Genomic DNA, 26,662 nt, shown 5'->3' on the forward strand with positions numbered 1-26,662 from the left:
GGCAATCGGTTAGACCCCGCACACCCCCTGATGAGAGACGTCCCACATGCGCGCTGAAATTCAATCTATCGTTACAGACATCGAAAACAGCCTGACGTTGCTGGCCCAGCGGATGGACTATGAAACCGCCGCCTACCGGCTTGAGGAATTCAACGCACGGGTCGAAGACCCGACCTTGTGGGATGACCCAGAGGCTGCCCAAAAACTGATGCGCGACCGCCAGAACCTGGTCGACGCACTGGCGAGCTATGACGGCATCAAACAGGAGCTCACCGACAGCCAAGAGCTGATCGAACTGGGTGAGATGGAAGACGACGCCGAAGTCGTCACTGAGGCCGAAGAGGCGCTGAAAGCCCTCAAAACCCGCGCCGCCGAGAAAGAGCTTGAGGCGTTGTTGAACGGCGAAGCCGATGCCAATGATACGTTCCTTGAGATCAATTCCGGTGCCGGTGGCACGGAAAGCTGCGATTGGGCGTCTATGTTGGCGCGCATGTACGTCCGCTGGGCCGAAAAGAAGGGCTACAAGGTCGAATTGCAGTCCGAGTCTGCGGGCGAAGAAGCGGGCATCAAATCCGCGTCCTATAAGATCAGTGGTCACAATGCCTACGGCTGGTTGAAATCCGAAAGCGGTGTGCACCGTCTGGTACGTATTTCACCCTTTGACAGTGCCGCCAAACGGCACACATCGTTCACATCCGTGAAGGTCTATCCAGTGGTGGACGACAACATCGAAATCGAAGTGAACCCGTCAGACATTCGAATCGACACCTACCGGTCGTCGGGCGCAGGTGGCCAGCACGTGAACACCACGGATTCCGCAGTGCGGATCACCCACCACCCCACGGGGATCGTGGTGACGTCATCCGAGAAATCCCAACACCAGAACCGCGATATCGCCATGAAAGCGTTGAAGTCGCGGTTGTATCAGATGGAATTGGACAAGCGGTCCGCTTTGGTCAACGAGGTGCATGAGAACGCGGGCGATGCGGGCTGGGGCAACCAGATCCGGTCCTATGTGTTGCAGCCCTATCAGATGGTGAAAGACCTGCGGACGTCTCATGAGACGTCCGACACCAAGGGCGTGCTGGACGGTGATCTGGACGGGTTCATGGCCGCGACTTTGGCCATGGACGTCAGCGGCAAAAGCCGCGCGGATGCCAACGCCGAAGAGTGATCTGAAGATCAGGTCCTGCGGACGGCAGGGGCTAAAATTCTACGAATTTTAGGGGTGGCTTTGCGGTGGGGGCGGCGCGGAGCGTCGTCTTGGTCTTTAGGTATTTTTGAACCAGAGAAACGGGGGCTGCGATCAGGGGCTGACAGTTTCGTGTGAGGCCCATGAAGCAAAAAGGGGCCGTCGCAACTGCGAGGCCCCTTTGCGATTGGTCTGGTGCGGCGTTTATTCTTTCGGAGCAGCGGCCCGTGGGGCGGCTTTGCCACCTGCGTTCAAAGGGTCATCCTGACGCTGAACGGAGCCTTCGAAGTGGGCGCCGGATTCGATGGCGATGGTCTTGTGGATGATGTCACCTTCGACCCGTGCGGTTGATGTCAGGCGAACCTTGAGGCCGCGCACGGTGCCCACGATGCGGCCGTTGACGACAACATCATCAGCCACACATTCGCCGTTCACGGTGGCGCCTTCGCCGACCGTTAGCAGGTGCGCGCGGATGTCACCATCTACGGTGCCTTCGATCTGGATGTCGCCGGTGGTTTTCAGGTTGCCGGTGATGTGCAGATCGGTGCTCAACTGCGAGGCAGGTGGCTTTGCCTTTGGGGCTGCGGATTTGAAATCGCTCGCAGGGGCGGAAGACGGGGCAGGGCTCGCAGGTTTGGCGGCGTCGGTTGACGGCGTTGCGGGCGTGCCGGGTTCGTTGATTTTGCTTTTAGAAAACATCTTGTCCAGCTCTTATATAAATCATGGGGTTTACGGGCCGTCCGCCCACTCGGATTTCGTAGTGCAGGTGCGGGCCGGTTGACCGTCCGGAGTTACCAGTATCACCAATCCGGTCGCCGCGCGAGACTCTTTGTCCAACTTCTACGCGCAGTCTGTTTTGATGCGCATAGCGGGTTTCGATACCGAATGCGTGCTGGATTTTAATCAAGCGGCCATAACCCGAGGACCAACCCGCAAAAGTCACGACCCCGTCCGCGGGGGCATAAATCGGGGTGCCGATGGGGGCCGCAAAGTCAGCTGCATTGTGCATCCGTCCCCAACGCATACCGAAGCCGGATGTAAAGCGGTAGTTGTCGCGCACCGGCATGTCGAACGGGATGCTATCGGCCGCGATGCGGTAAAGGTTCAGCCGGTCCATGGACGACAAGATTCCGTTGGCGCGGGCGGCGTCGGGGTCTTCCTGACCGCCACGGGTCGAGAATTGCAAAGGCGTGAGCGGGCCACCGGTGCCGGAATACCCGCGACGCACCTGTTCCAGCACGTCGTCAGGGTTCATTCCCGCAGCGCGGAACATGTTGTCCAGCGGTTCGACGGAGACGGTAAAGGCCTCTTCCAACTGGCGGAAGATCTGGTCGTTGCGTTCTTGCAGCAGACGCAGTTCCAATTCCATCTCAGCCGCGTGGCTGAGGGCGAATTCCGCGTCAGAGGCGATTTTGTCCCGCTCGGCGGCGGTTTCGGCCAACGCGTTTGCTAGCAGATCAACGGTGCCGGAGGCGTCGTCACTTTGGGCAAAGCCAGCAGGAGCGGTGCCATCGCTTGCGATTGCGGCCTCAAGGTCTGCGACCTGTTCTTCGGCGGCTCGACGGTCAGTCATGGTGCGGCGCAGGGTGGCCTGCACAACCTCAAGCCCCGTTTCGAGTTCACGGCGCCGGTCTTCAGAGCGCAGCAATTCCGATTGCATCAGCGAAATCTGATCAAGGGCGGAGGAGAACCGTTGTTGGGCGGCGACGGCCTCATTCGCGCGGCTGTCGCGTTCGTCGGACAGGGCGTTCAGGCGGTCTTCGTAGGTGGCTTGATCCCGTTGGGCTTGGGCGCGGAAATTGCCAGCGCCGATGCTGTCCATCAACAAGATCGCGGTGGCAATGATTGTCCAGCTGACGACGACGACGCCACCGGTCCAAGCCATCAATTGGGTTTCCGGCTTAAGCCGAATGAACCGTGTTTCGGTGTCGGACCGCAGGAAAAGCCGTTTCTCGGGGAAACGCTTTTCAAGGGCCACGTGCAATTTGTGTATCAGCCGTGTTTTCACGTGAGTGTCCTGATCCCATCCCTATCCCTGACGCAAGCCCCCCAGCTTCAGACGTCTTGAACCTGTTAACGACTGAGGGAATCGCTGGCAAGGTTTTTGGCCAAATTTGCGGGAAAACAAAAGGATATGTGTGAAAATGGGCGGTGAACCGCCGACAACTTGGTTAACTGTTTCGTGAAGTCGGCCTAGGTCGCGAGGGGCCAATAGAAATCTGGCGGGATACCGGCCTCGGCACGTTTCTCCTCATTGAACGGCGGCTTCAGCGGGCCGTGGAAATACCGGCGCACCAGATCATGAAAGACCGGTGTCGGATCAAGGCCCGCAGCACCGCACAGGTAGTGGAACCATTTTGACCCATAGGCCACGTGATGGACCTCCTCGGCGTAGATGACTTCGAGGGCGTCGATGGCCTGATGGTCTTTGGCCTGTTTGAAAATCTTGATCATGCCCGGTGTCACATCAAGGCCACGGGCCTCAAGCACCATGGGCACAACGGCGAGGCGTCCCATAAAATCATCCGCTGTGTCTTCGGCTGCGCGCCACATGCCTGCGTGGGCGTCAAGCGCGCCATAGTGTGATCCCTGCGCTTCAAGACAGTCGCATATCAGGTTGAAATGTTTGGATTCTTCGTTCGCCGATTTCACCCAGTCATCGTAAAACCCGATGGGCATTGGCGTATCCGTGAACCGCGCGATGATGTCCCAGTGCAGATCCACGGCGTTGAGTTCGATATGTGCCACCGCATGTAAAATAGCGATGCGGCCTTCCGGGGTTCCGGGCTTGCGGCGAGGGACGTCGCGCGGGTCCAGCAAGGCTGGGGTCGCGGGGCGGGCGGGTTGCAGGGGCGGGCTGGCGGTGCCGATCTCGGGGACTTCACCTGCGTCGCGGGCGGCGCGCCACAGGGCGGCATAGTCCCGCGACAGGGCTGTTTTGGCGCGCCCATCAGCGCAGCGCAAAACGTCGTCGGCCATCTGGGCGAGGGGTTTGGGAAGCTGTGTCATAAGGGGCGATGTATCGGTCCGACCGTGGCTTGGAAAGCCATCACAGCGCCGTCCCTTGAAATCTGTGGGGCGTGCTTCAAGTCAATACCCAGTCTTTCCTCGCACAGCGGCCCCGCGCTGCGCCTCAAATAAAGGATGTCTCATATGATCCGCACGTCTCGTCGTACTCTTCTGGCCACCGGCCTTGCCGCTCCTTTCGTCACCTTGGGTGCCACCTCGGCACCGGCTGGCGCGCCCATGTTGGGTGCGAGCGCCCCCAGCCACCGCCGTTTCTCGATTGGTGATTTCGAAGTCACGACCATTCTGGGGGGCACCACCCCGCGCGAAAACCCGCAAGGTATTTTTGGCATGAGCGTCGATCCGGCTGAATTCGAACAGGTCTCACGCGACAATTTTCTGTCGACGGAGCAATCGCAGTTCTTTTTCACGCCAACTTTGGTGAACACGGGGGCGGAGCTGATCCTGTTTGACACCGGCCTGAATGCCGCAGCGACCACGCAGGCGTTGCAAGGCGCCGGATATACAGCGGATCAGGTGGATGTGGTGGTATTGACCCATATGCACGGCGATCACATTGGCGGTCTGATGTCGGACGGTGCGCCTACCTTCACCAATGCGCGCTATGTGGCAGGCCAGGTGGAATATGACCACTGGGCGGGGCAAAGCAACGACGGGTTCGAAGCAAACGTGCGCCCGCTGAGCGAACAGATGACCTTTGTCGGCGACGGTGATGATGTGGTCACCGGCGTGACCGGCATGGCCGCCTTTGGGCACACGCCGGGGCATATGGTCTACCGTCTGGACAGCGCAGGCGAGGGGTTGGTGATCTTTGCCGATCTGGCAAATCATCCTGTCTGGTCGCTGGCGCGCCCTGATTGGGAGGTCCGGTTTGATGCCGACAAGGAGGCGGCTGCCATGGCGCGGCGTTCTGTGCTGGATATGATCGTGGCGGACAGGCTGCCTGCGGTGGGCTACCACATGCCGTTTCCGGCTGTGGGATATGTCGATGTCGGCACCGGCGATGCGGCCTACCGTTGGGTGCCTGAAGCGGGGCAGTTGATGGGGTGACACCGGCACCTTGCGCATCTGATCACAGGTGCGCGGGGGCTGTGCCTTACATCTGCGGCAGTTTGATGCCGCGCGCGGTCGCATCTTGTGCGGCCGCGATGCGTTTGGCGCGGGTGGGCGCGGTTTTGGCGTCATGTATCCAACGCAGCACATTGCGCCGATAGGACGGCGCAATCGCGTCCCACGTGCTGCGGTCCAGATCTGCGGCCAGATCGTCAGGCACAATCAGCGCATCCACATCCGCGTAGTGATCCCACAGACCTGGGGCGCGCCCTGCGGCCACTGCCGCCTCTCCGGCGGGGCGCATCCGACCGTCCGCCTGCAGCCTTTCAACCCTGTCCTTGTAGCTTTGTGACCAAGCCTGTTGCTGGCGCGGCGCGATCAGCTGCGCGGTGCGATCTGCGTCGACGGTAAATCGTCGCCCATCGACCCAACCATAGGCCATTACCGCATCAAGGATATCGTCGCGGCTGACATATTTGTCGGGCACATGGGCTTTGTACGTGACGATCCGCACTCCTTTCGGGCGGGCGTGATTGGCGTCAAGCCAGTCCCACAGGGACTGCGGGGTGTCGATGTCGATATCGTCCATGTCAGGCCGATCGGCGTGCGCCGTTTGACGCCATCACAGGGCGCGGACCGCTTCAAGAACCGCATCCACGTGGCCGGGGACTTTGACCTTGCGCCAGACCTGCGCGATTTTGCCGTCGTTGATCAGGAACGTCGCGCGTTCGATGCCCATGTAGGTTTTGCCGTACATGTTTTTCTCAACCCAGACGCCGTAGCGTTCACAAACATCGCCCTCCGCGTCGGACAGCAGCATGATGCCAAGGTTGTGCTTGGCAATGAATTTTTCGTGCTTGGCCACGGGGTCTTTGCTGACACCGATGACTGTCGCACCGGACGCGGCAAAGGCCTCTGCCTGTTCGGTAAACCCGATGGCCTCCTTTGTGCAGCCGGGGGTGTCGTCTTTGGGGTAGAAATAAAGGACGATCGGCCCGCTCAGATCGGCAAGGGAAACGGTGTCGCCCCCATCACGCGGCAGCGTCACATCGGGGGCGGGTGTACCGGGGGTCAAATCAGTCATATCGCAGGGGCCTTTCGTTGCGGGTTTCCCCTAGCGTTCTAGGGCGCAAGCGGCGAAGATAAAGGGGATGAATGACATCCGTCCCGATAATGAGGCACCACAGCAGGCGCCGGAGCAATCGCCTGCGCCGGCGTCTGTGCCAGCGTCAGGGCAGGCATCCGGGCGCCCGAGGCGGCGCATCTGGCTCTGGCTGCGCGCGGGGCTGCTGGTTCTGGCGGCGCCGGTGTTGATGGCAATGATCGCGGCCGTGCTGCTGATCGGGCGAGAGGTCACGGCCCCCAGTTGGATCGTGCGCGACGTCGAAGCCCGCGCAGCTGAGGTTCTGGGCGGCGGGTCGCTGGGCTTTGGTGAACTGAAAGTCACGGTGGGCACCGATCTGCACCCGCGTCTGGTGCTGCGCAACGCGGTGTTGCGCGATGCCGATGGGGCCAAGATCGCCGAGGTGCCCCGCATCGAAGGGCTGGTGTCGCCGCGTGGCATCTTGCAGGGGCGGCTTTTGGCGCAGCGGGTCGACCTGCGCGGCGCACAGATTTCGGTCCGGCGGTCCAAAGACGGCACCGTGGCCTTTGCCTTTGATCAAAGCGGGCAGAATATCGCCGCAGCCGACGGGTTTCTTGGGCTTCTGGACCTCGTCGATCAGACGTTTGAAGCCGCAGCGTTGGAAGCGCTGGAGGAGGTCCGCGCCACGGGGCTGATCATCAACTACAGCGATGCACGCGCGGGGCGGTCTTGGGTCGTGGACGGGGGGCGGATCGGTCTTGATCTGCGCGGCGATGCCTTGGCTTTGCGGGCGGATATCGCCCTTTTGTCGGGACGGTCCTTTGTAACCACGGCGGAGCTGACCTACGACAGCCTACGGGGCAGCCGAACGGCGGAACTGGGTGTGACCATCACCGATGCGGCAGCCCCCGACATTGCCAGCCAAGCGCCCGTGCTGGCGTTTCTGGGCGTTCTGGATGCGCCCATTTCGGGGGCCATGCGCAGCCGCTTGGATGAAGACGGGGCGCTGGCGTCACTGTCGGCCACTCTTCAGATCGGGGAGGGGGAATTGCAGCCCAACTCCGCCACACGGCCCATCCCGTTCAAATCTGCCCAAACCTACCTGACCTACGATCCGCTGGCCGAAGCGCTGACCTTTGATCTGATTGAGATCGACAGCGCCTTGGGGCGTGTCGCAGGCACGGCCCAGACCCATTTGCGCGACTACCGCAATGGCTGGCCTGCATCTCTCTTGGGTCAGATCGAACTGACGGATGTTGCAGTTGAAGAGAGTGAGTTCTTTCCCCAATCCGTCGTGGTGCCGCACGCCAACGTGGGGTTCCGGCTGAACCTGACGCCCTTCACCTTGGACATCGGGGAGGCCGTGATCCAGACCGGCGGCGCCGAAGCCCCGGTGCCGCTGTCCGTGTCGGGTCAGGTCCGCGCAGGGGCTGACGGGTGGTCCGTTGCCTTGGATGTCGCGGCCGATGAGGTCGAGACCCGCGATGTTCTGTCCCTGTGGCCCGAGGGGGCCGCGCCGGGCACACGGGGCTGGCTGGATGACAATATCCAACAGGGCGTGCTGCGCGATGTGGCTGTGGCGTACCGTGGGGCCGCTGACGCGCCGACTGTTTTTGCCATGACCATGGAATACGTCGATGCGACCGTCGGGTTTATGCGCACCATGCCGCCCATCGAAAACGCCCGTGGGACGATGTCCTTGGTGGATGGGCGCTACGCCTTGACCGTTGATGAAGGCCATGTGGCCGCCCCCCAAGGCGGGCGGATCAATATGGCGGGCAGCACAATGGTGATCCCGAAAACAGGACAACGCGCGCCTGCGGTCTTTGATCTGTCCCTGTCGGGACGGCTGACCGCGATGATGGCGATATTGCGGTTGCCGCCGTTCAACGTCTTGGCCGACAGCGACCTGCCGGTCAGCTTTGCCCAAGGCCAGGCACAGGTGGACGTCTTGATTGAAACCCCGCTGGGTCGTGATGTCGCGCCGGATGAAAGAACATGGCAGGCCACCGCATCCTTGCGTAATCTGCGGTCTGAGGTGTTGGTGCCCGGTCAGGTGCTGACCGCGTCAACGGCTGAGGTGCGTGTGGACGCGGACAGTTTGGTCGTGCGTGGGCCTGCGCGGGTGGGTGAGGTGGCCGGTCGCGCCACCTTTAGCCGCGCTTTGGGGGCGGGGTCGCAAGGCACCTCAAGGCTAGAAGCAGAGGTGACCATCGGGCCGGATTTCCTGCGCACTTTTAACATAACCCTGCCGCGGGGGATGGTCACTGGCGAAGGGCCTGCACGGCTGACCCTTGATCTGGCAGACCCTGCGCGCCCTGATTTCACCCTGACCTCCGATTTGCGCGGCATAGGGTTGAACCTGCCCAGTGTGGGCTATGCCAAAGCGCGGGGCGCGTCAGGCAACCTGCGGGTGACCGGACATTTGGGGGACAGCCCAAGCATTGACCGGCTGTCGATTTCGGCCCCGGGGCTGGAAACGGACGGGCGGGTGACGCTGTCGCCGGGCGGCGGGCTGGCCCGCGCGGCTTTTGACAGGGTGCGACTGGGCGGCTGGCTGGATGCGCCCGTGGTCTTGATCGGGCGCGGGCCGGGGCGCGCAGCCGAAGTGCAGGTGGCGGGCGGATCGCTTGATTTACGCTCGGCACGTTTTGGCGGGCAGGGTGGCGGCGGGGGCGGTAACGGCGGCCCCTTGGATGTGGCCTTGGACCGGCTGCGCGTGACCGACGCCATTTACCTCGATAATTTCCGTGGACAGTTCACATCTGCGGGCGGATTGCAGGGCACGTTTGAGGGGCTGGTCAACGGCGGAGCCCCTGTGTCGGGCACCATGGTTCCGGCCAACGGCGGCTCCGCCGTCCGGATCCAACGCGGCGCTGCGGGGGCGCTGTTGCGCGCAACAGGCCTGTGGCGCGGCGCTTTGGGGGGCCGGATGGAGATGACCTTGGTGCCCACAGGCGCCGAAGGCGCCTATGATGGCGTCGTGGCAGGGCGCGATTTGCGGGTCCGCGATGCACCGGCGCTGGCGTCCTTGCTCGATGCGGTGTCGATCGTGGGGCTTTTGACGCAGCTTGACGGTCAGGGGCTGATGTTTTCCGATGTGGATGCCCAATTCCGTCTGACGCCGGATCGGGTTATTCTGACGCAATCCTCTGCCGTGGGGCCGAGCATTGGCCTGTCGCTGGATGGCTTTATCAATCAAGGCGCGGGCACCATTGATCTGCAGGGCGTGGTGTCGCCTGTCTATCTTCTGAACGGGTTGGGTGCCGTGCTGACACGACGCGGCGAAGGCCTTATCGGGTTCAATTTCAATCTAACGGGGGCGGTTGACAGCCCGCAGGTTTCTGTCAATCCGCTCTCAGCGCTGACGCCCGGCATGTTCAGAGAGATTTTCCGGCGTCCGCCTCCGCAAGTTGGACAATAGGACCTGCCCCATGAAGTTGAGCGAATTTGATTTCGACCTGCCTGAACAGTTGATCGCCACCCGCCCTGCGCGGCCGCGCACATCGGCCAAACTGCTGGTGGCCGAAGGGGCAGCCACTCGCGACATGACCGTGGCGGATTTGGGGGCTGTCTTGCGGGCAGGGGACCGGCTTGTCCTCAACGACACCAAGGTAATCCCCGCGCGGCTCTTTGGCACGCGCAGCCGCGTGTCGGCCCACGGCGACGGCGTGGCCAAGATTGAGGTCACGCTGCTTGAACCACAGGCCGATGGCATGTGGGCTGCACTGGTCAAACCCCTGCGCAAAGTCAAAGAGGGGGAGGAGATCGTCTTTTCCCCTGACTTGAGCGCGGTCTTTGAAGGCCGCATGGAGGATCAGGCGCTGCTGCGGTTCAACCTGACAGGTGATGATTTCGATGCCGCCCTGAATGCCGCAGGGGCTATGCCGCTGCCGCCCTATATTGCCGCCAAACGGGCGGCGGATGCGCAAGACAAGCAGGATTATCAGACCATCTGGGCCGACAAATCCGGTGCCGTGGCCGCCCCGACAGCGTCTTTGCACTTCGAACAATGGCTGCTGGACGATCTGGCCGCGCTGGGTGTGGCGTTCAGCCATGTCACGCTCCATGTGGGGGCGGGCACGTTTTTGCCTGTGAAGGTCGATGATGTGTCCGATCACAAGATGCACGCCGAATGGGGGCAGGTGTCGCCGCAGGCCGCAGCGGACATTATGGCGACCAAGGCCGCAGGCGGGCGCGTGATCCCAGTGGGGACCACCGCCCTGCGGCTGATTGAAACGGCAGGCCGGTCCGGACGGCTTGAGGCGTGGGAAGGCGACACGGATATTTTCATCACGCCGGGGTTTGAATTCCAGATTGCTGACGGGCTGATGACCAATTTCCACCTGCCCAAATCCACCCTGATGATGCTGGTCAGCGCCCTTATGGGGGTGGACCGCATCCGAGAGATTTACGCCCATGCCATCGCCAACGACTACCGGTTTTTCAGCTACGGGGATTCGTCGATCCTGTTGCCGCAGTCATCGTAAAGGAACCGGCACAGGGCGAGGGCGCAGAAAGTCCGTGGACACCGCATCCCACTGGCAGGCGATTTTCCGCGCTTTTGGTCGTAAACAAAGGCAAAAGTCATCTTTTCGAAACTCTTGCCAGCGTAATCAAAAACACCCCATTGCGTCATGCTGGTGTCGTCTTTAGGGGCGACACCAGTTTGCGTCGGGCCGCAGTCTGACGAAGGGGCACGGGTTGAAAGGTGCATGACATGATCCAGGTTTTTGTGACCTCTTGGGCGTTGTTTTTGGGCATGTTCATGCTGATGGTGGGCAACGGTCTGCAAGGCACGCTTTTGGGTGTGCGCGGCGGGCTGGAGAATTTCTCCACCTTTGAGATGTCGATCGTCATGTCGGCCTATTTCCTGGGCTTTCTGGGCGGATCGCGTTTGGCGCCTGAGATGATCCGCAGGGTCGGTCATGTGCGGGTCTTTGCGGCCCTCGGGTCGACCATTTCCGCCGTCTTGATCATGTATCCAGTGTTGGTGGACATCTGGGCGTGGACCTTGGGCCGCATTATCATCGGGTTCTGCTTTTCGGGCGTGTACGTGACCGCAGAAAGCTGGCTGAACAATGCGGCCACCAATGAAAACCGCGGCCAATCCTTGTCGCTTTACATGTTGGCACAGATGTCCGGCATCGTTGTCGCCCAAGGCATCTTGAGCGTGGGGGACGTTGAAGGGTTCATCTTGTTCATCATCCCTTCGGTCTTGGTGAGCCTCGCTTTCGCGCCAATTTTGTTGTCCGTTCAGCCCACGCCTGCGTTTGAAGCCACCAAACCCATGAGCTTGCGGAACCTTGTGGGCGCCTCCCCACTGGCCTCCGTGGGTATGTTCCTGCTGGGTGGCGTGTTTGCCGCGCAATTCGGTATGACAGCCGTCTATGGCACTGCTGTGGGGCTGAGCGTGGCACAAATTTCGCTGCTGGTGTCGGTCATTTATATCGCGGCCTTGGCCGCACAATATCCCATCGGATGGCTGTCGGACCGGATGGATCGACGTGTCCTGATTGTCGGGGTCGCCGCGCTGGGCGCGGGGGGGGCTGCGCTGGCGTGGATCAGCGGCGGCACCTTTACGACTTTGCTGATCGGGGCGGCCTTGGTGGGCGGCACGTCGAACCCGCTCTATGCCCTTTATATCGCCTATGCGAACGACTTTCTGGAACATGAGGAAATGCCTGCAGCCTCGGCCGGTTTCATCTTTATCAACGGGGTGGGCGCGATTATGGGGCCGGTCCTGATCGGTTGGATCATGGGCGTCTTTGGCGAAGCCGCATTTTGGGCGGTGGTCGCTGTCTTGATGGCGGCGATGGCCGGCTATGGTTTGGTGCGGATGCTGCAACGTCCCAGCGACATCTCTGTCGAGGATCAGGTGAGCTATGCGCCCGTGATGGCCAGCGCATCGCCCGTCGCCATGGAGGTCGCACAGGAAATCTACATTGAGACGGAACTGGAAGATCAGGCAGATGTGGATGTAAATTTCCCCTAATCCGATGCCCTAAACCCTTGTCAGATTTCAAGAATCCTGTAACGCTTGATCACAGGTTAAGGGTGCGCGAGGGATCGCTATGGTAACGCCGGATCAGGTTTTGACGTTTTGGCTCGATGAGGTGGGGCCGAAGGGCTGGTATCAGGGCGGGGACGATCTGGATGCCAGCATCCGCGACAAGTTTGCGGACGCATGGGATGAGGCCCGCAACGGGGCTTACGGGCTGTGGCTGACCTCCCCTAAGGAGTGTTTGGCCTATGTGATCCTCACCGATCAATTCCCGCGCAATATGTTTCGCGGCAAGGGATTGGCCTTTGCCGCTGATCGGTCTTCACGGGCGGCGGCCAAACTGGCGGTGGATCGGGGGTGGGATATGTCGGTGCCGGAACCGGAACGACAGTTTTTCTACATGCCGCTGATGCATTCCGAAAACCTTGTGGATCAGGATCGCTGTGTGCGTCTGATGTCGAGCCGGATGACCCAAGATGAGGGCAGTGGGGTGCGGCACGCCTGCGCGCACCGCCATATCATCCGCACCTTTGGCCGGTTTCCCTATCGCAACGCGGCCCTTGAACGGGCCTCCACCACCGCTGAGACCACGTGGATGGACACCGAAGGCTACGCCGGTGCCTTGCGGGCGGTGGATGCCAAGGCGGCCCGCTAGCTGCGACTTTGTTGCATAGCAGAGTTGACCCTTGGTCACTGGCCCTACATGCCGAAATAGTTTAATGCTAAACTAAATTCGCAATTGGAGGACCGAACCTTGGCTCAGAACTTTGACATGATCGTAATTGGAGCAGGCCCAGGCGGCTATGTGGCGGCCATTCGGGGCGCGCAATTGGGCCTGAAGGTGTGCGTTGTTGAACGCGAACATCTGGGCGGGATCTGTCTGAACTGGGGCTGCATTCCGACAAAGGCGATGCTGCGGTCGGCCGAGGTTTTTCATCTGATGCACCGCGCCAAGGACTTTGGTCTGAAAGCCGACGGGATCGACTATGATCTGCCCGCCGTGGTCAAACGATCCCGTGGAGTGGCGAGCCAACTGTCGGGCGGTGTTGGGCATCTTCTCAAAAAGAACAAATGCACCGTGGTCATGGGTGAGGCCAAGATCACATCCAAGGGCAAGGTCAGCGTGAAAACCGACAAGGGCACCGAGGAATTGACGGCCAAGAACATCGTTTTGGCCACCGGTGCGCGCGCGCGCAATCTGCCCGGCCTTGAGGCCGACGGCGACCGCGTTTGGATGTACAAGGACGCCTTGCAGCCCAAATATATGCCCAAGAAACTGCTGGTCATCGGCTCTGGCGCCATCGGCATTGAATTTGCCAGCTTCTACAACACGCTTGGGGCCGACACGACGGTGGTCGAAGTCATGGACCGCGTGTTGCCGGTTGAGGATGAAGAAATCTCAAAATTTGCGCACAAGGCCTTCGAGAAACAGGGCATGAAGATCATGGCCAAGTCGATCGTCAAACAGCTCGATCGCGGCAAAGACAAGGTGACCGCGCATATCGAAGCGAACGGCAAGGTCGAAAAGATGGAGTTCGATACGGTGATTTCTGCGGTGGGAATCGTCGGCAATGTCGAAAACCTCGGGCTGGAAGAATTGGGCGTCAAAATCGACCGCACCCATGTGGTCACTGACGAATACTGCCGCACGGGCGTAGAGGGGCTCTACGCCATTGGCGATATCGCGGGTGCCCCGTGGCTGGCGCACAAAGCCTCCCATGAAGGCGTGATGGTCGCAGATCTGATCGCAGGGCAGAACAACGTCCATCCGGTGAAACCCGAAAGCATCGCAGGCTGCACTTACTGCCACCCACAGGTCGCATCCGTCGGCTATACCGAGGCGCAAGCCAAGGAAAAGGGCTATAAAATCAAGGTCGGGCGCTTCCCATTTATCGGCAACGGCAAAGCGATTGCCTTGGGTGAACCGGAGGGCATGGTGAAGACCATCTTCGACGAAAAGACGGGCGAATTGCTGGGTGCGCATATGGTCGGTGCGGAAGTGACCGAGATGATCCAGGGCTATGTGATCGGGCGCAAGCTGGAGACCACGGAAGAGGACCTGATGGAAACCGTGTTCCCCCATCCAACCCTGTCCGAGATGATGCACGAAAGCGTTCTCGACGCCTACGACCGTGTGATCCACATGTAAGAGCCGCGCAAAATTCCGGAATTTTGTTAGTTGCTCCGGCCGGGGGTGCGGCGTAGCGAGGGGCATGACCACCCCTCGCACAAATTGGCCACTGATTGCCTTGCTCTGGACCACCGGCCTGTTGGCGGCGGCCCAGTTTGCGAAAATCACCCTCACGCTTGAGACGCTGGGCGACATTTACGCGGGCGCGCCCGTGCCTTTGGCGGTGTCAGCCGTGTCTGTTGTGGGTATCGTGGGCGGGTCGGTCTCGGGCTTTGTTGTGGCCCGTTTAGGGGTGCGACGGTCGGTTTTGTGGGCCATTGCCGGATCTGCGCTGGTGTCGCTGGTTCAAGGGCCGGACATGCCGTTCGGCGCGTTCATGACCACCCGCTTGGTTGAGGGCTTTGGCCATTTGTTGTTGGTGGTCGCACTGCCCACCATGATGGTGGCACTGGCCCGTCCCACGGACAAACCGGTGGTGATGGGCCTGTGGGGCACGTTTTTCGGCGTGGGCTTTGCCATTTTGGCTTGGTTTATACCACCTCTTGAGGCGTGGGGCGGCGTGCGTGCCGTTTATGCAGGACACGGGCTGTTGCTGGCGCTGATCTTTCCGATCCTGTTTTGGGCCTTGCCGCGGGTGATGGAACAGGGCGTCGCGATCCCAAACCTGATCACGCTGCACCGGACAATCTTTCGCACGCCGCGCTATTTCGCCCCAGGGGTCGGGCACGGCATCTACACCTCTTTGTTTATTGCTTTGGTGGCCTTTTTGCCTGCGGCCATGGCCGCACCTTGGTTGACGGTGGTTCTGCCGCTGTCCAACCTGTCGGGCACCTTCGCCAGCGGCTTTGTGGCACAACGGATGCCCGCGTCCCGTCTGTCGGTCTGGGGCTTTGTCGTGGCGGGGGTGCTTTTTGCGCTCATGGCTGTCACCGGATCGACGATCATTGCCATAGCCGCATTGTTTTTCACCGGACTGACGGCAGGGGCCAACTTTGCAGCGGTCCCAGAATTCAGCCCTGATCCGCAGGATCAGGCGCGGTGCAACGGGGCCATGGCGCAGGTGGGCAACATGGGCACCTTTGCGGGCACACCTCTTTTTGCTTTGGTGGCGGGCAGCCTGTGGGGCATCGCGGGGATGGCCATTTCAATTTGCGTTCTAGGCGCTGTTTTGGGCGGCTGGGCCTATGCCGCGGCACGGATGTCAGCAACCTTGCGTTAATTCTTCCGTTTGTTCGCCCTCTGTTCTATATGGGGTCTGGTCACTGGACGTAGGCTGCCTATGTGGTGATCGAGCATAGACTGGGGGCCCTTATGGCTGAGCTGAAGAACATCGAAGTGCGCGGCGCGCGTGAACACAATCTTAAGAACATCGATGTGGATATTCCGCGCGACCAGCTGGTGGTGATCACGGGGCTGTCGGGGTCGGGCAAGTCCTCGTTGGCCTTTGATACGATCTATGCCGAAGGACAGCGGCGCTATGTTGAAAGCCTGTCAGCTTATGCGCGGCAGTTCCTTGATATGATGGAAAAGCCCGATGTGGATCACATCAGCGGGTTAAGCCCCGCGATTTCCATTGAACAAAAGACCACGTCGAAAAACCCACGGTCCACCGTCGGTACTGTGACTGAGATTTACGACTACCTGCGCCTGCTTTTTGCGCGCGTTGGCACGCCCTATTCCCCCGCCACCGGCTTGCCGATTGAGGCCCAGCAGGTGCAGGACATGGTCGACCGCGTCATGGCGATGGAGGAGGGGACCCGTGGGTTCCTTCTGGCCCCCATTATCCGCGACCGCAAAGGCGAATACCGCAAGGAATTTCTGGAACTGCGCAAGCAGGGCTTTCAGCGGGTGAAGGTCGACGGGGAATTCTATGACCTTGATGAACCGCCCACTCTGGACAAGAAATTCCGCCATGACATTGATGTGGTGGTGGACCGGATCGTGGTGCGCGACGGGTTGGAAACCCGGCTGGCCGACAGCTTCCGCACCGCACTAGATCTGGCGGACGGGATCACCATTCTCGAAACGGCCCCCAAAGAGGGGGAGCCGGAACGTTTTACCTTCTCCGAAAATTTCGCCTGCCCTGAAAGCGGGTTCACCATTCCGGAGATTGAGCCGCGCTTGTTTTCCTTCAACGCGCCCTTCGGGGCATGCCCTGCCTGTGATGGTCTGGGGGTTGAGCTGTTTTTTGACGAACGCCTTGTCGTGCCCGACCAGACGTTGAAGATTTATGACGGCGCCTTGGCACCCTGGCGCAAAGGCAAGTCGCCCTATTTCTTGCAGACCATCGAAGCCATCGCCAAGCATTATGAATTCGACAAGAACAGCCGTTGGAAAGACCTTCCTGCCTTTGTGCAGCAGGTTTTCCTGCACGGATCGGGTGATGAGGAGATCAAGTTCCGCTACGACGAAGGTGGCCGCGTTTATGAAGTCAAACGCGCGTTTGAGGGCGTGATTCCAAACATGGAACGCCGCTACCGCGAAACGGACAGCAACTGGATTCGGGAAGAATTCGAACGCTACCAAAACAACCGCCCCTGCGGGACATGCCATGGCTACCGCCTGCGGGAGGAGGCTTTGGCTGTTAAAATCGGCACACCCGATCACCTGCTGCACGCGGGTCAGGTGGTGCAGATGTCGATTTCCGAGGCGTTTGAGTGGTGCGGGTCGGTGCCTGACGCCCTGACCGTGCAAAAGAACGCTATCGCGGGGCCAATCCTGAAAGAGATCAGCGAACGCTTGGGCTTTTTGAACAACGTCGGGCTGGAATATCTCACGCTGAGCCGGAATTCCGGCACTTTGTCGGGCGGTGAAAGCCAGCGGATCAGACTGGCGTCGCAGATCGGGTCCGGCCTGCAGGGGGTGCTTTATGTGCTCGATGAACCCAGCATCGGGTTGCACCAGCGCGACAACGACCGCCTGCTGACGACGCTGAAAAACCTGCGCGATCAGGGCAACACGGTGATCGTCGTGGAACACGACGAAGAAGCCGTGCGTGAGGCGGATTATGTCTTTGATATCGGCCCCGGCGCCGGTGTTCATGGCGGCAAAGTGGTGGCCAAGGGCACGCCCGCTGAAATCATCGCCAACCCCGACAGCATCACCGGCGATTATCTGGCGGGCCGTCGCGAAATCGCGGTGCCTGCGAAGCGTCGTAAGGGCAATAAGAAAAAGCTGACGGTGATAAAGGCCAGCGGAAACAACCTGCAAAACGTCACGGTCGACTTCCCGCTGGGCAAGTTTGTCTGCGTGACCGGCGTGTCCGGCGGTGGCAAATCGACCCTCACGATTGAGACGTTGTTCAAGACCGCGTCGATGGCGCTGAACGGCGCGCGGCAAACACCAGCGCCCTGTGAGACGATCAAGGGGTTGGAACACCTTGATAAGGTGATCGACATTGACCAGCGCCCCATCGGGCGCACGCCGCGGTCAAACCCTGCGACCTATACGGGGGCGTTTACGCCCATCCGTGACTGGTTCGCCGGCCTGCCCGAGGCCAAGGCGCGGGGCTATAAGCCCGGCCGCTTCAGCTTCAACGTCAAGGGCGGACGGTGTGAGGCCTGTCAGGGCGATGGTGTCATCAAGATTGAGATGCACTTCCTTCCCGACGTTTATGTGGAATGTGAGACCTGCAAGGGCAAACGCTACAACCGCGAAACGCTGGAAATTCAGTTCAAGGGTAAGTCGATCGCCGATGTCTTGGACATGACTGTGGAAGAGGCGCAGACCTTCTTTAAGGCGGTGCCGTCGATCCGTGAAAAGATGGACGCGCTGATGCGGGTCGGCCTTGGTTACATCAAGGTAGGCCAGCAGGCCACGACTCTATCAGGGGGCGAGGCGCAGCGGGTCAAACTGTCCAAGGAGCTTGCCAAACGGTCCACCGGTCGCACGCTGTACATTCTGGATGAACCGACCACAGGTCTGCATTTCGAAGATGTGCGTAAGCTGTTGGAAGTGCTGCATGAATTGGTCGATAGCGGCAACACGGTCATTGTCATCGAACACAATCTGGACGTCGTGAAAACCGCCGATCACATCATTGATGTGGGGCCTGAGGGCGGTGACGGCGGCGGCACGATCGTGGCCATCGGCACGCCAGAAAAGGTGGCCGAGGTTGAGGGGTCGCACACGGGCCATTACCTCAAACCCATGTTGCAGGCGCGCAAGGTCGCGGCGGAATAAGACCAGCGGCGTCGGTCACAGATCGGCGCTGAATTCCGCGATCAGGTGATCGACGACAGCGGCGCATTTGGTGGGCTTGTCGCCTTCGGTTGCGTCATAGACGGCGCGTTGACGGGCGCTGCTGGTGCCGTTGGTCACGATATCGCGCAGGTCGTCCAAGGCGCGGGTGCATTGCAGGATGCCGGCGTCTTCTTCCACCAGTGTCATGAGATCGTCGAACAATTCGGCGAAGGGCACGATGTCGCCCCGGCCAAAGTCGATCAATCCTTCGGTGGTGCCATACCGCTGGGCACGCCAGCGGTTTTCCTGCACCAAGAACATATCGTATTTGCGCCAGCGCTGGTTTTTCTGTTTCAGCCGCCAAAGCATCCGGGTGAGGCATTGAATCAACGCGGCAAGGCCGACCGTATGGCTGAGGCGGGGCGTGACATCGCAGATGCGCGCCTCCAGCGTGGGAAAGGCCGCAGAGGGGCGCAGATCCCACCAGATTTTGCTGCTGTCTTCGATGATGCCCAGATCGACCAGCGTATCCACGGACCGCTGATAGGCGTCCCAGCTGTCCACAGCTGGCGGCAGGCCGGTGCGGGGCAGGTTGTCAAAGACCGATAGACGGTAAGAGGCAAGGCCGGTATCTTCCCCCTGCCAGAATGGCGAAGACGCGGACATGGCCAGAAGATGCGGCAGAAAATAGCTGAGTTGACCCATAAGGTCCGCACGCAGGGCGTTGTCGTTCAGCCCCACATGGACATGCATCCCACAGATCAACATGCGCCGCCCGACGCCGCCCAGATCACGTTCTAACTGGTTGTACCGGTCCCTGTCTGTGTGGCTTTGGTATTTCCAATCGGCCAGCGGATGGCATGAGGCCGCGATGGGCGCCAAACCGTGGTCTGCGGCAAGGTCGCGGATGGTGCGGCGCAAATGGGCCAAATCTGCGCGGGCGTCCTCTGCGGTTTGGCAGATGCCCGTGCCGATTTCGATCTGACATTGCAAAAATTCAGGGCTGACCTGATCACCAAGGGCGTCCTTGCAGGCCGCCATCATGGCCTCTGGCACTTCGGCCAAAGCACGGGTTTTCGTGTCAACGAGGAGGTACTCCTCCTCTACGCCGATTGTAAATTCAGGTTCTGTCATGCCCCAACCCTGACGGGTTTAGGGCATTTGGTAAAGTCACAGCAGGCGGACCTGACAGCCCACCTGCGTGCGTCCAAACAGGTCAGCGATGTGTTCATTGTACAGACCGATGCACCCGGATGAACTTTGCCGTCCGATTTTGCGCGTGTCGTGTGTGCCATGGATCAGATAGGCGGGCCATGTCAGGTACATGGCATATGTGCCCAGCGGATTGCCCGGTTCGCCGCCTTCCATGCGTTGCGGCAGCGTCGGGTCACGCTCGCGCATGTTGGCGGTGGGCGTCCAAGAGGGGCCCACGCGCTTGCGCACGATTTCGGAATACCCGCGACGGGTCAGTTCTTCGGTCAGGGGAACGGAGGACGGATAGAGGTGATATGTCCCATCCGGATCCCAATAGTGCAGCACGCGCGATGTAATGTCGGCAAGGATCGCGCCTTTACCCAGGGACTGGAAATGGTCCTGCCAGTCTTGCGTAAAAAAGGACGATGCGTTGCGGTCAGGTGTGGCCTGTTGCGCACGCGCCAGCATAGGGGTTGCCAGCGCGGCAGTCGCCGTGAGGAGGAATGTGCGTTTCGATTGGATAACCTGCCCCATCAATGTGGATCAATCCGTGGTTCACATGGACGAGACGCCGCTGCAATGGAACTCCCCTCACGGGCGCGTGATCGGCGAAATTATGCGATCGTGATGGTGCCGCGCATGTTGCGGTGCGGACCGCAGCGGTAGCTGAATGAGCCGGAGTTGCCAAACGTCAGGCTGGCGCTGTCGCCGCGACCCAGAAGGCCGGTGTCAAACGCACCGTTCAGATCCTCGGCGGAGTGGCGCATGCGATCTTCGTTGACCCAAGTCACCGTATCGCCAGGGGCAATTGTCAGGTCGGCGGGGGAAAAGGCCATGTTTTTGATGGTCACAACATGGGTTTCGGCGCGGGCGACTGTCGCCAGAAGGGGAAGGGCCGCTGCGGCGGTTGCAGCACGGGTGAGGAATTGGCGACGGTTGGTCATGGGGAAGTCCTTTCAAATGCAAACTGCCCGATCCTTTCGAACCGGACAGCTGTAGCTACGAGGTGCCGATTACTTAAGTTTCAACACCTGTTACATTTTTTAGTTAACGGTTGAAATTAATCCATCGCTTTGAAATTAAATTCGCCACCTTCCTTGATGCCTGACGGCCAACGGGAGGTCACGGTCTTGGTCCGAGTGTAGAATTTGAAGGCATCGGGGCCGTGCTGGTTCAGGTCACCAAAGGCGGATTTTTTCCAACCGCCAAAGGTGTGATAGGCCAGCGGCACCGGAATAGGCACGTTGATGCCCACCATGCCGACGTTGATGCGGTTGGCGAAATCACGGGCGGCGTCGCCGTCGCGGGTGAAGATCGCGGTGCCGTTGCCGTATTCATGATCCATGGCGAGGCCAATCGCCTCTTCATAGCTGCCCGCGCGCACGGTGCTCAGGACAGGGCCGAAGATTTCCTTTTTGTAAATGTCCATGTCAGGCGTGACGCGGTCAAACAGATGCGGGCCCACAAAGAAGCCGTCTTCATACCCTTGAAGGGAGAAATCGCGCCCGTCGACCACCAATTCAGCGCCCTGATCAATGCCGGATTGCACAAGGCCAAGGATGTTTTGTTTGGCGGCCGCCGTGACAACAGGGCCGTAATCCACATCATCGCCCGAGGTATAGGGGCCGACGCGCAGCTTTTCGATGCGCGGGACAAGTTCTTCAATCAGACGATCCGCCGTCTCGTCCCCCACTGGGACGGCCACGGAAATCGCCATGCAGCGTTCGCCGGCCGCACCATAGCCCGCACCGACCAGCGCGTCGGCGGCTTGGCCCATGTCCGCATCGGGCATGATGATCATGTGGTTTTTCGCGCCGCCGAAACACTGCACACGCTTGCCATTGGAACAACCGCGCCCGTAGATGTATTCGGCGATAGGGGTGGAGCCGACGAAGCCCACAGATTGGATGACCTCATTATCAAGGATCGCATCGACGCTTTCCTTGTCGCCGTTCACGACCTGCAGGATTCCTGGCGGCAGGCCTGCTTCCTCCATCAATTCAGCGAGCATCAGCGGCACAGACGGGTCCCGTTCGGACGGCTTCAGGATGAAGGCATTGCCGCAGGCGATGGCGGGCGCGAACATCCACATGGGGATCATCGCGGGGAAGTTGAATGGCGTGATGCCTGCGGTCACACCCAGCGCCTGACGCATGGAATAGATGTCGATGCCGGGGCCGGCGCCATCGGTGTATTCGCCTTTCAGCAGTTCCGGCGCGCCGATGCAGTATTCCACGACCTCAAGCCCGCGCTGCACGTCGCCTTTGGCGTCGGGGATGGTTTTGCCGTGTTCACGGCTGAGCGCTTCGGCCAATTTGTCCATGTCGCGGTTCAAAAGCCCCACAAAGGCCATCAGAACCCGCGCGCGGCGCTGGGGGTTGGTGGCGGCCCAGGCCGGTTGGGCTTTGGCGGCAACGGCGACTGCATGGTCAAGCTCTGCCGCAGAGGCGAGGGGGAGTTTGGCCTGCACTTCGCCCGTGGCGGGGTTGAAGACGTCTGCAAAGCGGCCTGACGTGCCTTTGACGTGTACGCCGCCGATGTAATGGGTGAGTTCGGTTGTCATGGTGTCCTCCCTAAAGGTGTGGTTGCGGGCACCATAGCCTTGCGTTTTCGCTGCATAAAGCGTCAGTTTGCCAAAGTTGTTTTGCAGAAACGCAAAGGGTGCAGGATGGATCAATGGGATGACATGCGGGTGTTTCTGGCGGTGGCCCGTGCCGAAAGCCTCAGCCGAGCAGCACCCCAATTGCGGATGGACGCCGCAACCGTGGGCCGACGCATTGCGCGGCTGGAGGCGCGGGTGGGGGCGTGTTTTGTGAAATCCCCCCAAGGCTACGCGCTGACCGATCTAGGCGCGCGGATGCTGCCTGCCGCCGAAGCGGCGGAGACCGCGTTGGGCCAAGTGGCCGAAGCCGCAGTGGCGCAGACAGGGCAGTTAAGCGGCCAAATCCGCATTGGTGCGCCCGACGGGGCCGCAAATTACCTGCTGCCGCAGGTTTGCGCGCGCATCGGGGCCGATAATCCAGGGCTGGAAATCCAGATCCTCGCGCTGCCACGGGTGGTGAACCTCAGCAAACGGGAGGCCGATATGGCCCTGACCGTGTCGCCCCCCGATGCGGGACGGCTGTTGGTGCAGAAAATCACCGACTACCGCCTGCATTTGGCGGCTGAGGCGCAGATTGCGGCCAAAATCACGACCCGCGCGCACCTCAAAGACGTGCCCTTCGTGGGTTACATCCCCGATATGATTTTCGACAAGGAGTTGGATTATCTGGGCCCGCTGGCGGCAGGCGGGGTGCAATTGGCGTCCAATTCCGTGGCGGTGCAGGCCATGGCGCTGCGCGCAGGTGCGGGCGTGGGGATCGTCCATGACTTTGCTTTACCCGCCATGCCCGAGGTCCGCCGCGTGCTGACGGAGGAGGTGTCGCTGGTGCGATCTTTCTATCTGGTCCGCCATCTGAGCGACCGCAAGTCAGAGAGGTTGACGCGGTTTGCTGAGGCCGTTTCAGCAGGTCTTCGCGCGGAGGTTGCGCGTCTCGAAGGGGCCTTCCCTTGACACGTGTGGGGGGCAGGGCGCTAGGCTGGGGGCCTATCACATAAGGAGAAAGCCATGATCGTGTCCCAGATTTTGAAATCAAAGGCCGTGGAGGGGGTGTTGACCTTGGGGTCTGATGCGTCCGTGTCCGAGGCCGCAGCGATCATGTCGGACCGGCGGATCGGGACGATCGTGGTCAGCGATGATGGCGGGGCCACGGCGGCAGGCATTTTGTCCGAACGCGATATCGTGCGCAATCTGGGCCAACAGGGCGCGGGCTGTCTGGCGGAAGCCGTCGGGCGGATGATGACGACCAAGCTGGTGACTTGCGGCATGGGCGACACATCGGATTCGATCCTAGGCAAGATGACCGAAGGCCGGTTTCGCCATATGCCCGTGGTCGAGGACGGCAAGCTGGTGGGGCTGATTTCCATCGGGGATGTGGTCAAGGCGCGTTTGGCGGAGTTGGCGATGGAACGTGACGCGCTTGAGGGGATGGTGATGGGCCATTAGGCTTGCCATCGGGGGCGCAATGATGTTGCTTGCCGGCGTGAACTAAGATGAGGCCTGCCCATGCGCATTGGATTGTACCCCGGCACATTTGACCCTGTGACCTTGGGGCATCTGGATATCATCCGGCGCGCCTGTTCGCTGGTGGACCGTTTGGTCATCGGGGTGGCGATCAACCGCGATAAGGGGCCGTTGTTTTCCTTGGAAGAACGGGTGGCGATGATTGAGGCGGAATGTGCGGCGCTCTCTGCGCAAACCGGCTGTGAGATCGTGGCCCATCCCTTTGAAAACCTGCTGATTGATTGCGCCAAGGATGTTGAGGCATCGATCATTATTCGCGGCCTGCGGGCTGTGGCGGATTTTGAGTATGAATATCAGATGGTCGGGATGAACCGGCAGCTTGATGACAGCGTGGAGACCGTGTTTTTGATGGCCGAAGCCCAGCATCAGGCGATTGCCAGCAAGCTGGTCAAGGAAATCGCGCGACTGGGTGGGGATGTGTCGAAGTTCGTGACCCCCGCTGTGCGCGCGGCCCTTGTGGCGCGGTTGCAAAAATGAGCCGCTGACGCGGCGTTGCCTTTATAGGCGTCAGTGGCAATGTGAGCCCAAAATGGCAAAGAGGGCCGCCTGTTGGACAGGGGCCCTCCGGGGGGAGTTTATCTGGCCAGATGAAGCGGGGGCGTGGCGCTTACCCGTAGACCGCGCGTGTCGCGATTTCGCGGGCGTCACCGGGGTAGAGGCCCAGATCTTCGACAGCGAGGTCCGTGGGCAGGTTGGCGATGGCGCGGCGGGTGCGGCTGTAGGCGGCACGTTTGGCAAGGCGGTCACGCAGGGTGTTGATCATAGTCATCTGTGCATCCTTTCAAGAGTGCTCTGTTTCGTCTTGACCCAGATTTAAGCGCTTTGGTGCCCTGCACTAGGGCCGGTTTCGGTCAGCCGGGGTTGCGTTTTTTGCATGGGTTTTTTGTGATCCGAACAAAAAAGGGGCGGCCGTGATGGCCACCCCAGATGTCATTTCGATGAGGGTCTTTTTACAGGAACTTGGCCATGGCCACGGCTGTATCGCTCATCCGGTTGGAGAAGCCCCATTCGTTGTCATACCATGTGAGGATCCGGCACAGGTTGCCGTCCATCACCTTGGTCTGATCCGTCGCAAAGGTGGAGCTACGCGGGTCGTGATTGAAATCCTGGCTCACCAGCTTTGCATCCGTCACGCCGAGGATGCCTTTCAACGGGCCATCGGCGGCAGCAGCGCGGATGATGTCGTTGATTTCTTCCGCTGTTGTATCGCGAGAGGCCTCAAACGTCAGATCAACGCAGGACACGTTGGGCGTTGGCACGCGGATGGCCACGCCGTCCAGTTTGCCGTCCAACTCAGGCAGCACAAGGCCCACGGCCTTGGCCGCACCCGTTGACGTCGGGATCATGGACATCGCGGCTGCGCGCGCGCGGTAGAGGTCTTTGTGCATCGTATCGAGCGTCGGCTGGTCGCCGGTGTAGCTGTGCACAGTGGTCATGAAGCCCCGTTTGATGCCCAGCCCGTCGTTGAGGACCTTGGCAACAGGCGCCAGACAGTTCGTGGTGCACGACGCATTGGACACGACGATGTCGTCGGCTGTCAGTTCACCGTCGTTGACGCCGAAGACGATTGTTTTGTCGGCATCTTTGCCGGGGGCAGAAATCAGAACGCGGGATGATCCGTTTTCAAGGTGCGCCTGACAGGCCTCTTTAGAGGTAAAGATACCCGTACATTCCAGCACAACATCCACGTCGGACCACGGCAGGTCGGCGGGGTTGCGAATGGAGGAGACTTTGATCGGCCCACGGCCCACGTCGATGCTGTCGGCGGTTGTCTTGACCTCAACCGGGAAGCGGCCATGCACACTGTCATATTGCAGCAGATGCGCGTTGGTTTCCACGGGACCAAGATCGTTGATCGCGATGACTTCGATATCGGTCCGACCGGATTCGATGATGGCGCGCAATACGTTGCGGCCGATGCGGCCGAAGCCGTTGATTGCTACTTTGACGGTCATGGGAGCCTCCATAATTTTGGATAGAGCTAGCGTGGCCGCAGGTTGCGTCCACCGTTGGCGCTAACATCGCGATTATGGACGGAAGGTCAACCCGATTTGGCGTCAGCGCCAGAAGGCCACAGCTGAGATCAGCTCAAGCCCTTTTTTCGAAATGAAAATGAAAGCGTTGAGGTGCAAGACATAATGGTCGAGGACAAAGAAGCCCACGATGAGGGCCATGAGGAGAAAGGCGAGGCGCGTTGTCATGATCGGGTTAGGCCATGAAACGGGGCGTCTGTCGAGGGGGCGATCAGCATTGGGGCTGATAGATCATGGTGCCTGTGTAATTTAGGCTGCCGTGCACGGCGCAATAGGTGCCGTAGCGGTCAAAATGCGCCTGACGTTCGGGTCTGGGTTTACGGCGATCAGCAGAACGATGACCGCAAGGCCGCACATCCGGCCCCAAAACACGATCCGGTTCTTTTTTGCAGCCGCTGGAGGGCGGTGCTATCGCCGTCAAAGCTGTTAACTGCGTCATAGACCGCATTGGCGCGGGCCACGGTGCCAGTGCGGGTCCAGCTTTTGCGGTGATAGGTCAGGTAGCGCCCAATTTTAACGAACCGCCGCAGGCCGAAATTCACCCTGGCCATGATCAATCCGGCCAGACAGATGCTGAGGACGGGCAGAAGGCCGTCTTCGTTCAAGTTCGCCTGAAACCACAACGCCAAAGCGGCAGAA

Annotated in this window: 25 protein-coding genes; 12 read left to right on the plus strand and 13 right to left on the minus strand. The window is 60.4% G+C overall.

The window, feature by feature from the left end:
- The first annotated feature begins 46 nt into the window (after positions 1-46).
- Positions 47-1,174 carry a peptide chain release factor 2 gene (gene prfB / locus ACTG36_RS13050; RefSeq protein ID WP_375282094.1) on the plus strand — a complete coding sequence of 376 codons (1,128 nt, stop codon included), beginning with the start codon at positions 47-49 and terminating at the stop codon, positions 1,172-1,174.
- A 222-nt stretch (positions 1,175-1,396) separates the two neighbouring features.
- Here the strand turns inward: prfB and ACTG36_RS13055 are convergent, their stop codons facing one another.
- From ACTG36_RS13055 to ACTG36_RS13065, 3 genes are all read right to left on the minus strand, one after another.
- The gene (locus ACTG36_RS13055) at positions 1,397-1,891 is read right to left on the minus strand and encodes a bactofilin family protein (RefSeq protein ID WP_375282109.1); all 495 of its coding nucleotides are present in this window, start codon (positions 1,889-1,891) and stop codon (positions 1,397-1,399) included.
- Positions 1,881-3,200, minus strand: a complete 1,320-nt coding sequence (locus ACTG36_RS13060; protein WP_375282110.1) for a DUF5930 domain-containing protein — start codon at positions 3,198-3,200, stop codon at positions 1,881-1,883. The genes ACTG36_RS13055 and ACTG36_RS13060 overlap by 11 nt, the downstream gene beginning before the upstream one ends.
- Before the next feature lie 185 nt (positions 3,201-3,385).
- On the minus strand, positions 3,386-4,201 hold the full coding sequence (locus ACTG36_RS13065; protein WP_375282111.1) for a ferritin-like domain-containing protein: 816 nt from the start codon (positions 4,199-4,201) through the stop codon (positions 3,386-3,388).
- A 144-nt stretch (positions 4,202-4,345) separates the two neighbouring features.
- Here ACTG36_RS13065 and ACTG36_RS13070 point away from each other — a divergent pair, with 144 nt between their 5' ends.
- Complete coding sequence (locus tag ACTG36_RS13070) at positions 4,346-5,269, plus strand: MBL fold metallo-hydrolase (protein WP_375282112.1); 924 nt, start codon at positions 4,346-4,348, stop codon at positions 5,267-5,269.
- Between the two features lie 46 nt (positions 5,270-5,315).
- On the opposite strand, the gene ACTG36_RS13075 is transcribed toward ACTG36_RS13070, so the two are convergent.
- Entirely contained in the window at positions 5,316-5,861 is a 546-nt protein-coding gene (locus tag ACTG36_RS13075) for a YdeI/OmpD-associated family protein (protein ID WP_375282113.1), read from the minus strand.
- A 33-nt stretch (positions 5,862-5,894) separates the two neighbouring features.
- A complete protein-coding gene (bcp, locus tag ACTG36_RS13080) occupies positions 5,895-6,356 on the minus strand; it encodes a thioredoxin-dependent thiol peroxidase (protein WP_375282114.1) in 462 nt (153 codons plus the stop codon).
- Positions 6,357-6,423: 67 nt separating this feature from the next.
- Here bcp and ACTG36_RS13085 point away from each other — a divergent pair, with 67 nt between their 5' ends.
- The 7 genes from ACTG36_RS13085 to uvrA all read left to right on the plus strand — a co-directional run bounded on the left by ACTG36_RS13085 (position 6,424) and on the right by uvrA (position 18,673).
- Positions 6,424-9,780 (plus strand): DUF3971 domain-containing protein, encoded by a 3,357-nt coding sequence (locus ACTG36_RS13085; RefSeq protein WP_439142561.1) that lies wholly within the window; start codon positions 6,424-6,426, stop codon positions 9,778-9,780.
- Positions 9,781-9,790: 10 nt separating this feature from the next.
- Positions 9,791-10,846: a tRNA preQ1(34) S-adenosylmethionine ribosyltransferase-isomerase QueA gene (gene queA / locus ACTG36_RS13090; RefSeq protein ID WP_375282116.1), complete on the plus strand. Its 1,056-nt coding sequence runs from the start codon at positions 9,791-9,793 to the stop codon at positions 10,844-10,846.
- Positions 10,847-11,076: 230 nt separating this feature from the next.
- The gene (locus ACTG36_RS13095) at positions 11,077-12,351 is read left to right on the plus strand and encodes an MFS transporter (RefSeq protein ID WP_375282117.1); all 1,275 of its coding nucleotides are present in this window, start codon (positions 11,077-11,079) and stop codon (positions 12,349-12,351) included.
- A gap of 79 nt (positions 12,352-12,430) precedes the next feature.
- On the plus strand, positions 12,431-13,015 hold the full coding sequence (locus ACTG36_RS13100) for a DUF924 family protein (RefSeq protein WP_375282118.1): 585 nt from the start codon (positions 12,431-12,433) through the stop codon (positions 13,013-13,015).
- 117 nt (positions 13,016-13,132) lie between these two features.
- Positions 13,133-14,509: a dihydrolipoyl dehydrogenase gene (lpdA, locus tag ACTG36_RS13105; RefSeq protein WP_439142564.1), complete on the plus strand. Its 1,377-nt coding sequence runs from the start codon at positions 13,133-13,135 to the stop codon at positions 14,507-14,509.
- A gap of 64 nt (positions 14,510-14,573) precedes the next feature.
- Positions 14,574-15,710: an MFS transporter gene (locus tag ACTG36_RS13110; RefSeq protein WP_375281401.1), complete on the plus strand. Its 1,137-nt coding sequence runs from the start codon at positions 14,574-14,576 to the stop codon at positions 15,708-15,710.
- 92 nt (positions 15,711-15,802) lie between these two features.
- Positions 15,803-18,673, plus strand: coding sequence for an excinuclease ABC subunit UvrA (uvrA, locus tag ACTG36_RS13115; protein ID WP_375281402.1), 2,871 nt, complete (start codon positions 15,803-15,805; stop codon positions 18,671-18,673).
- A 15-nt stretch (positions 18,674-18,688) separates the two neighbouring features.
- Here uvrA and ACTG36_RS13120 read toward each other — a convergent pair whose 3' ends face one another.
- From ACTG36_RS13120 to ACTG36_RS13135, 4 genes are all read right to left on the minus strand, one after another.
- Positions 18,689-19,807, minus strand: a complete 1,119-nt coding sequence (locus tag ACTG36_RS13120; protein WP_375281403.1) for a carboxylate-amine ligase — start codon at positions 19,805-19,807, stop codon at positions 18,689-18,691.
- A gap of 36 nt (positions 19,808-19,843) precedes the next feature.
- Positions 19,844-20,401 carry a L,D-transpeptidase gene (locus ACTG36_RS13125; protein ID WP_375281404.1) on the minus strand — a complete coding sequence of 186 codons (558 nt, stop codon included), beginning with the start codon at positions 20,399-20,401 and terminating at the stop codon, positions 19,844-19,846.
- An 80-nt stretch (positions 20,402-20,481) separates the two neighbouring features.
- Complete coding sequence (locus ACTG36_RS13130; protein WP_375281405.1) at positions 20,482-20,811, minus strand: cupredoxin domain-containing protein; 330 nt, start codon at positions 20,809-20,811, stop codon at positions 20,482-20,484.
- A 116-nt stretch (positions 20,812-20,927) separates the two neighbouring features.
- The gene (locus ACTG36_RS13135; protein WP_375281406.1) at positions 20,928-22,430 is read right to left on the minus strand and encodes a CoA-acylating methylmalonate-semialdehyde dehydrogenase; all 1,503 of its coding nucleotides are present in this window, start codon (positions 22,428-22,430) and stop codon (positions 20,928-20,930) included.
- A 105-nt stretch (positions 22,431-22,535) separates the two neighbouring features.
- On the opposite strand from ACTG36_RS13135, the gene ACTG36_RS13140 reads away from it, so the two are divergent.
- From ACTG36_RS13140 to coaD, 3 genes are read left to right on the plus strand one after another with little or no spacing between them, the layout of a single operon-like run.
- Entirely contained in the window at positions 22,536-23,420 is an 885-nt protein-coding gene (locus ACTG36_RS13140) for a LysR family transcriptional regulator (RefSeq protein ID WP_375281407.1), read from the plus strand.
- Positions 23,421-23,474: 54 nt separating this feature from the next.
- The gene (locus tag ACTG36_RS13145; protein ID WP_375281408.1) at positions 23,475-23,912 is read left to right on the plus strand and encodes a CBS domain-containing protein; all 438 of its coding nucleotides are present in this window, start codon (positions 23,475-23,477) and stop codon (positions 23,910-23,912) included.
- A gap of 60 nt (positions 23,913-23,972) precedes the next feature.
- On the plus strand, positions 23,973-24,467 hold the full coding sequence (gene coaD, locus ACTG36_RS13150; protein WP_375281409.1) for a pantetheine-phosphate adenylyltransferase: 495 nt from the start codon (positions 23,973-23,975) through the stop codon (positions 24,465-24,467).
- 130 nt (positions 24,468-24,597) lie between these two features.
- Here coaD and ACTG36_RS13155 read toward each other — a convergent pair whose 3' ends face one another.
- The 4 genes from ACTG36_RS13155 to ACTG36_RS13170 form a co-directional block, all read right to left on the minus strand.
- Positions 24,598-24,759 carry a hypothetical protein gene (locus ACTG36_RS13155; protein ID WP_375281410.1) on the minus strand — a complete coding sequence of 54 codons (162 nt, stop codon included), beginning with the start codon at positions 24,757-24,759 and terminating at the stop codon, positions 24,598-24,600.
- Positions 24,760-24,940: 181 nt separating this feature from the next.
- Positions 24,941-25,945, minus strand: coding sequence for a type I glyceraldehyde-3-phosphate dehydrogenase (gap, locus tag ACTG36_RS13160; RefSeq protein WP_375281411.1), 1,005 nt, complete (start codon positions 25,943-25,945; stop codon positions 24,941-24,943).
- Positions 25,946-26,047: 102 nt separating this feature from the next.
- Positions 26,048-26,191 carry a hypothetical protein gene (locus ACTG36_RS13165; protein ID WP_375281412.1) on the minus strand — a complete coding sequence of 48 codons (144 nt, stop codon included), beginning with the start codon at positions 26,189-26,191 and terminating at the stop codon, positions 26,048-26,050.
- A 158-nt stretch (positions 26,192-26,349) separates the two neighbouring features.
- Entirely contained in the window at positions 26,350-26,628 is a 279-nt protein-coding gene (locus tag ACTG36_RS13170; protein WP_375281413.1) for a hypothetical protein, read from the minus strand.
- Between the last annotated feature and the right edge of the window lie 34 nt (positions 26,629-26,662).

Source organism: Pseudooctadecabacter sp., assembly GCF_965657175.1.
GTDB lineage: Bacteria > Pseudomonadota > Alphaproteobacteria > Rhodobacterales > Rhodobacteraceae > Octadecabacter.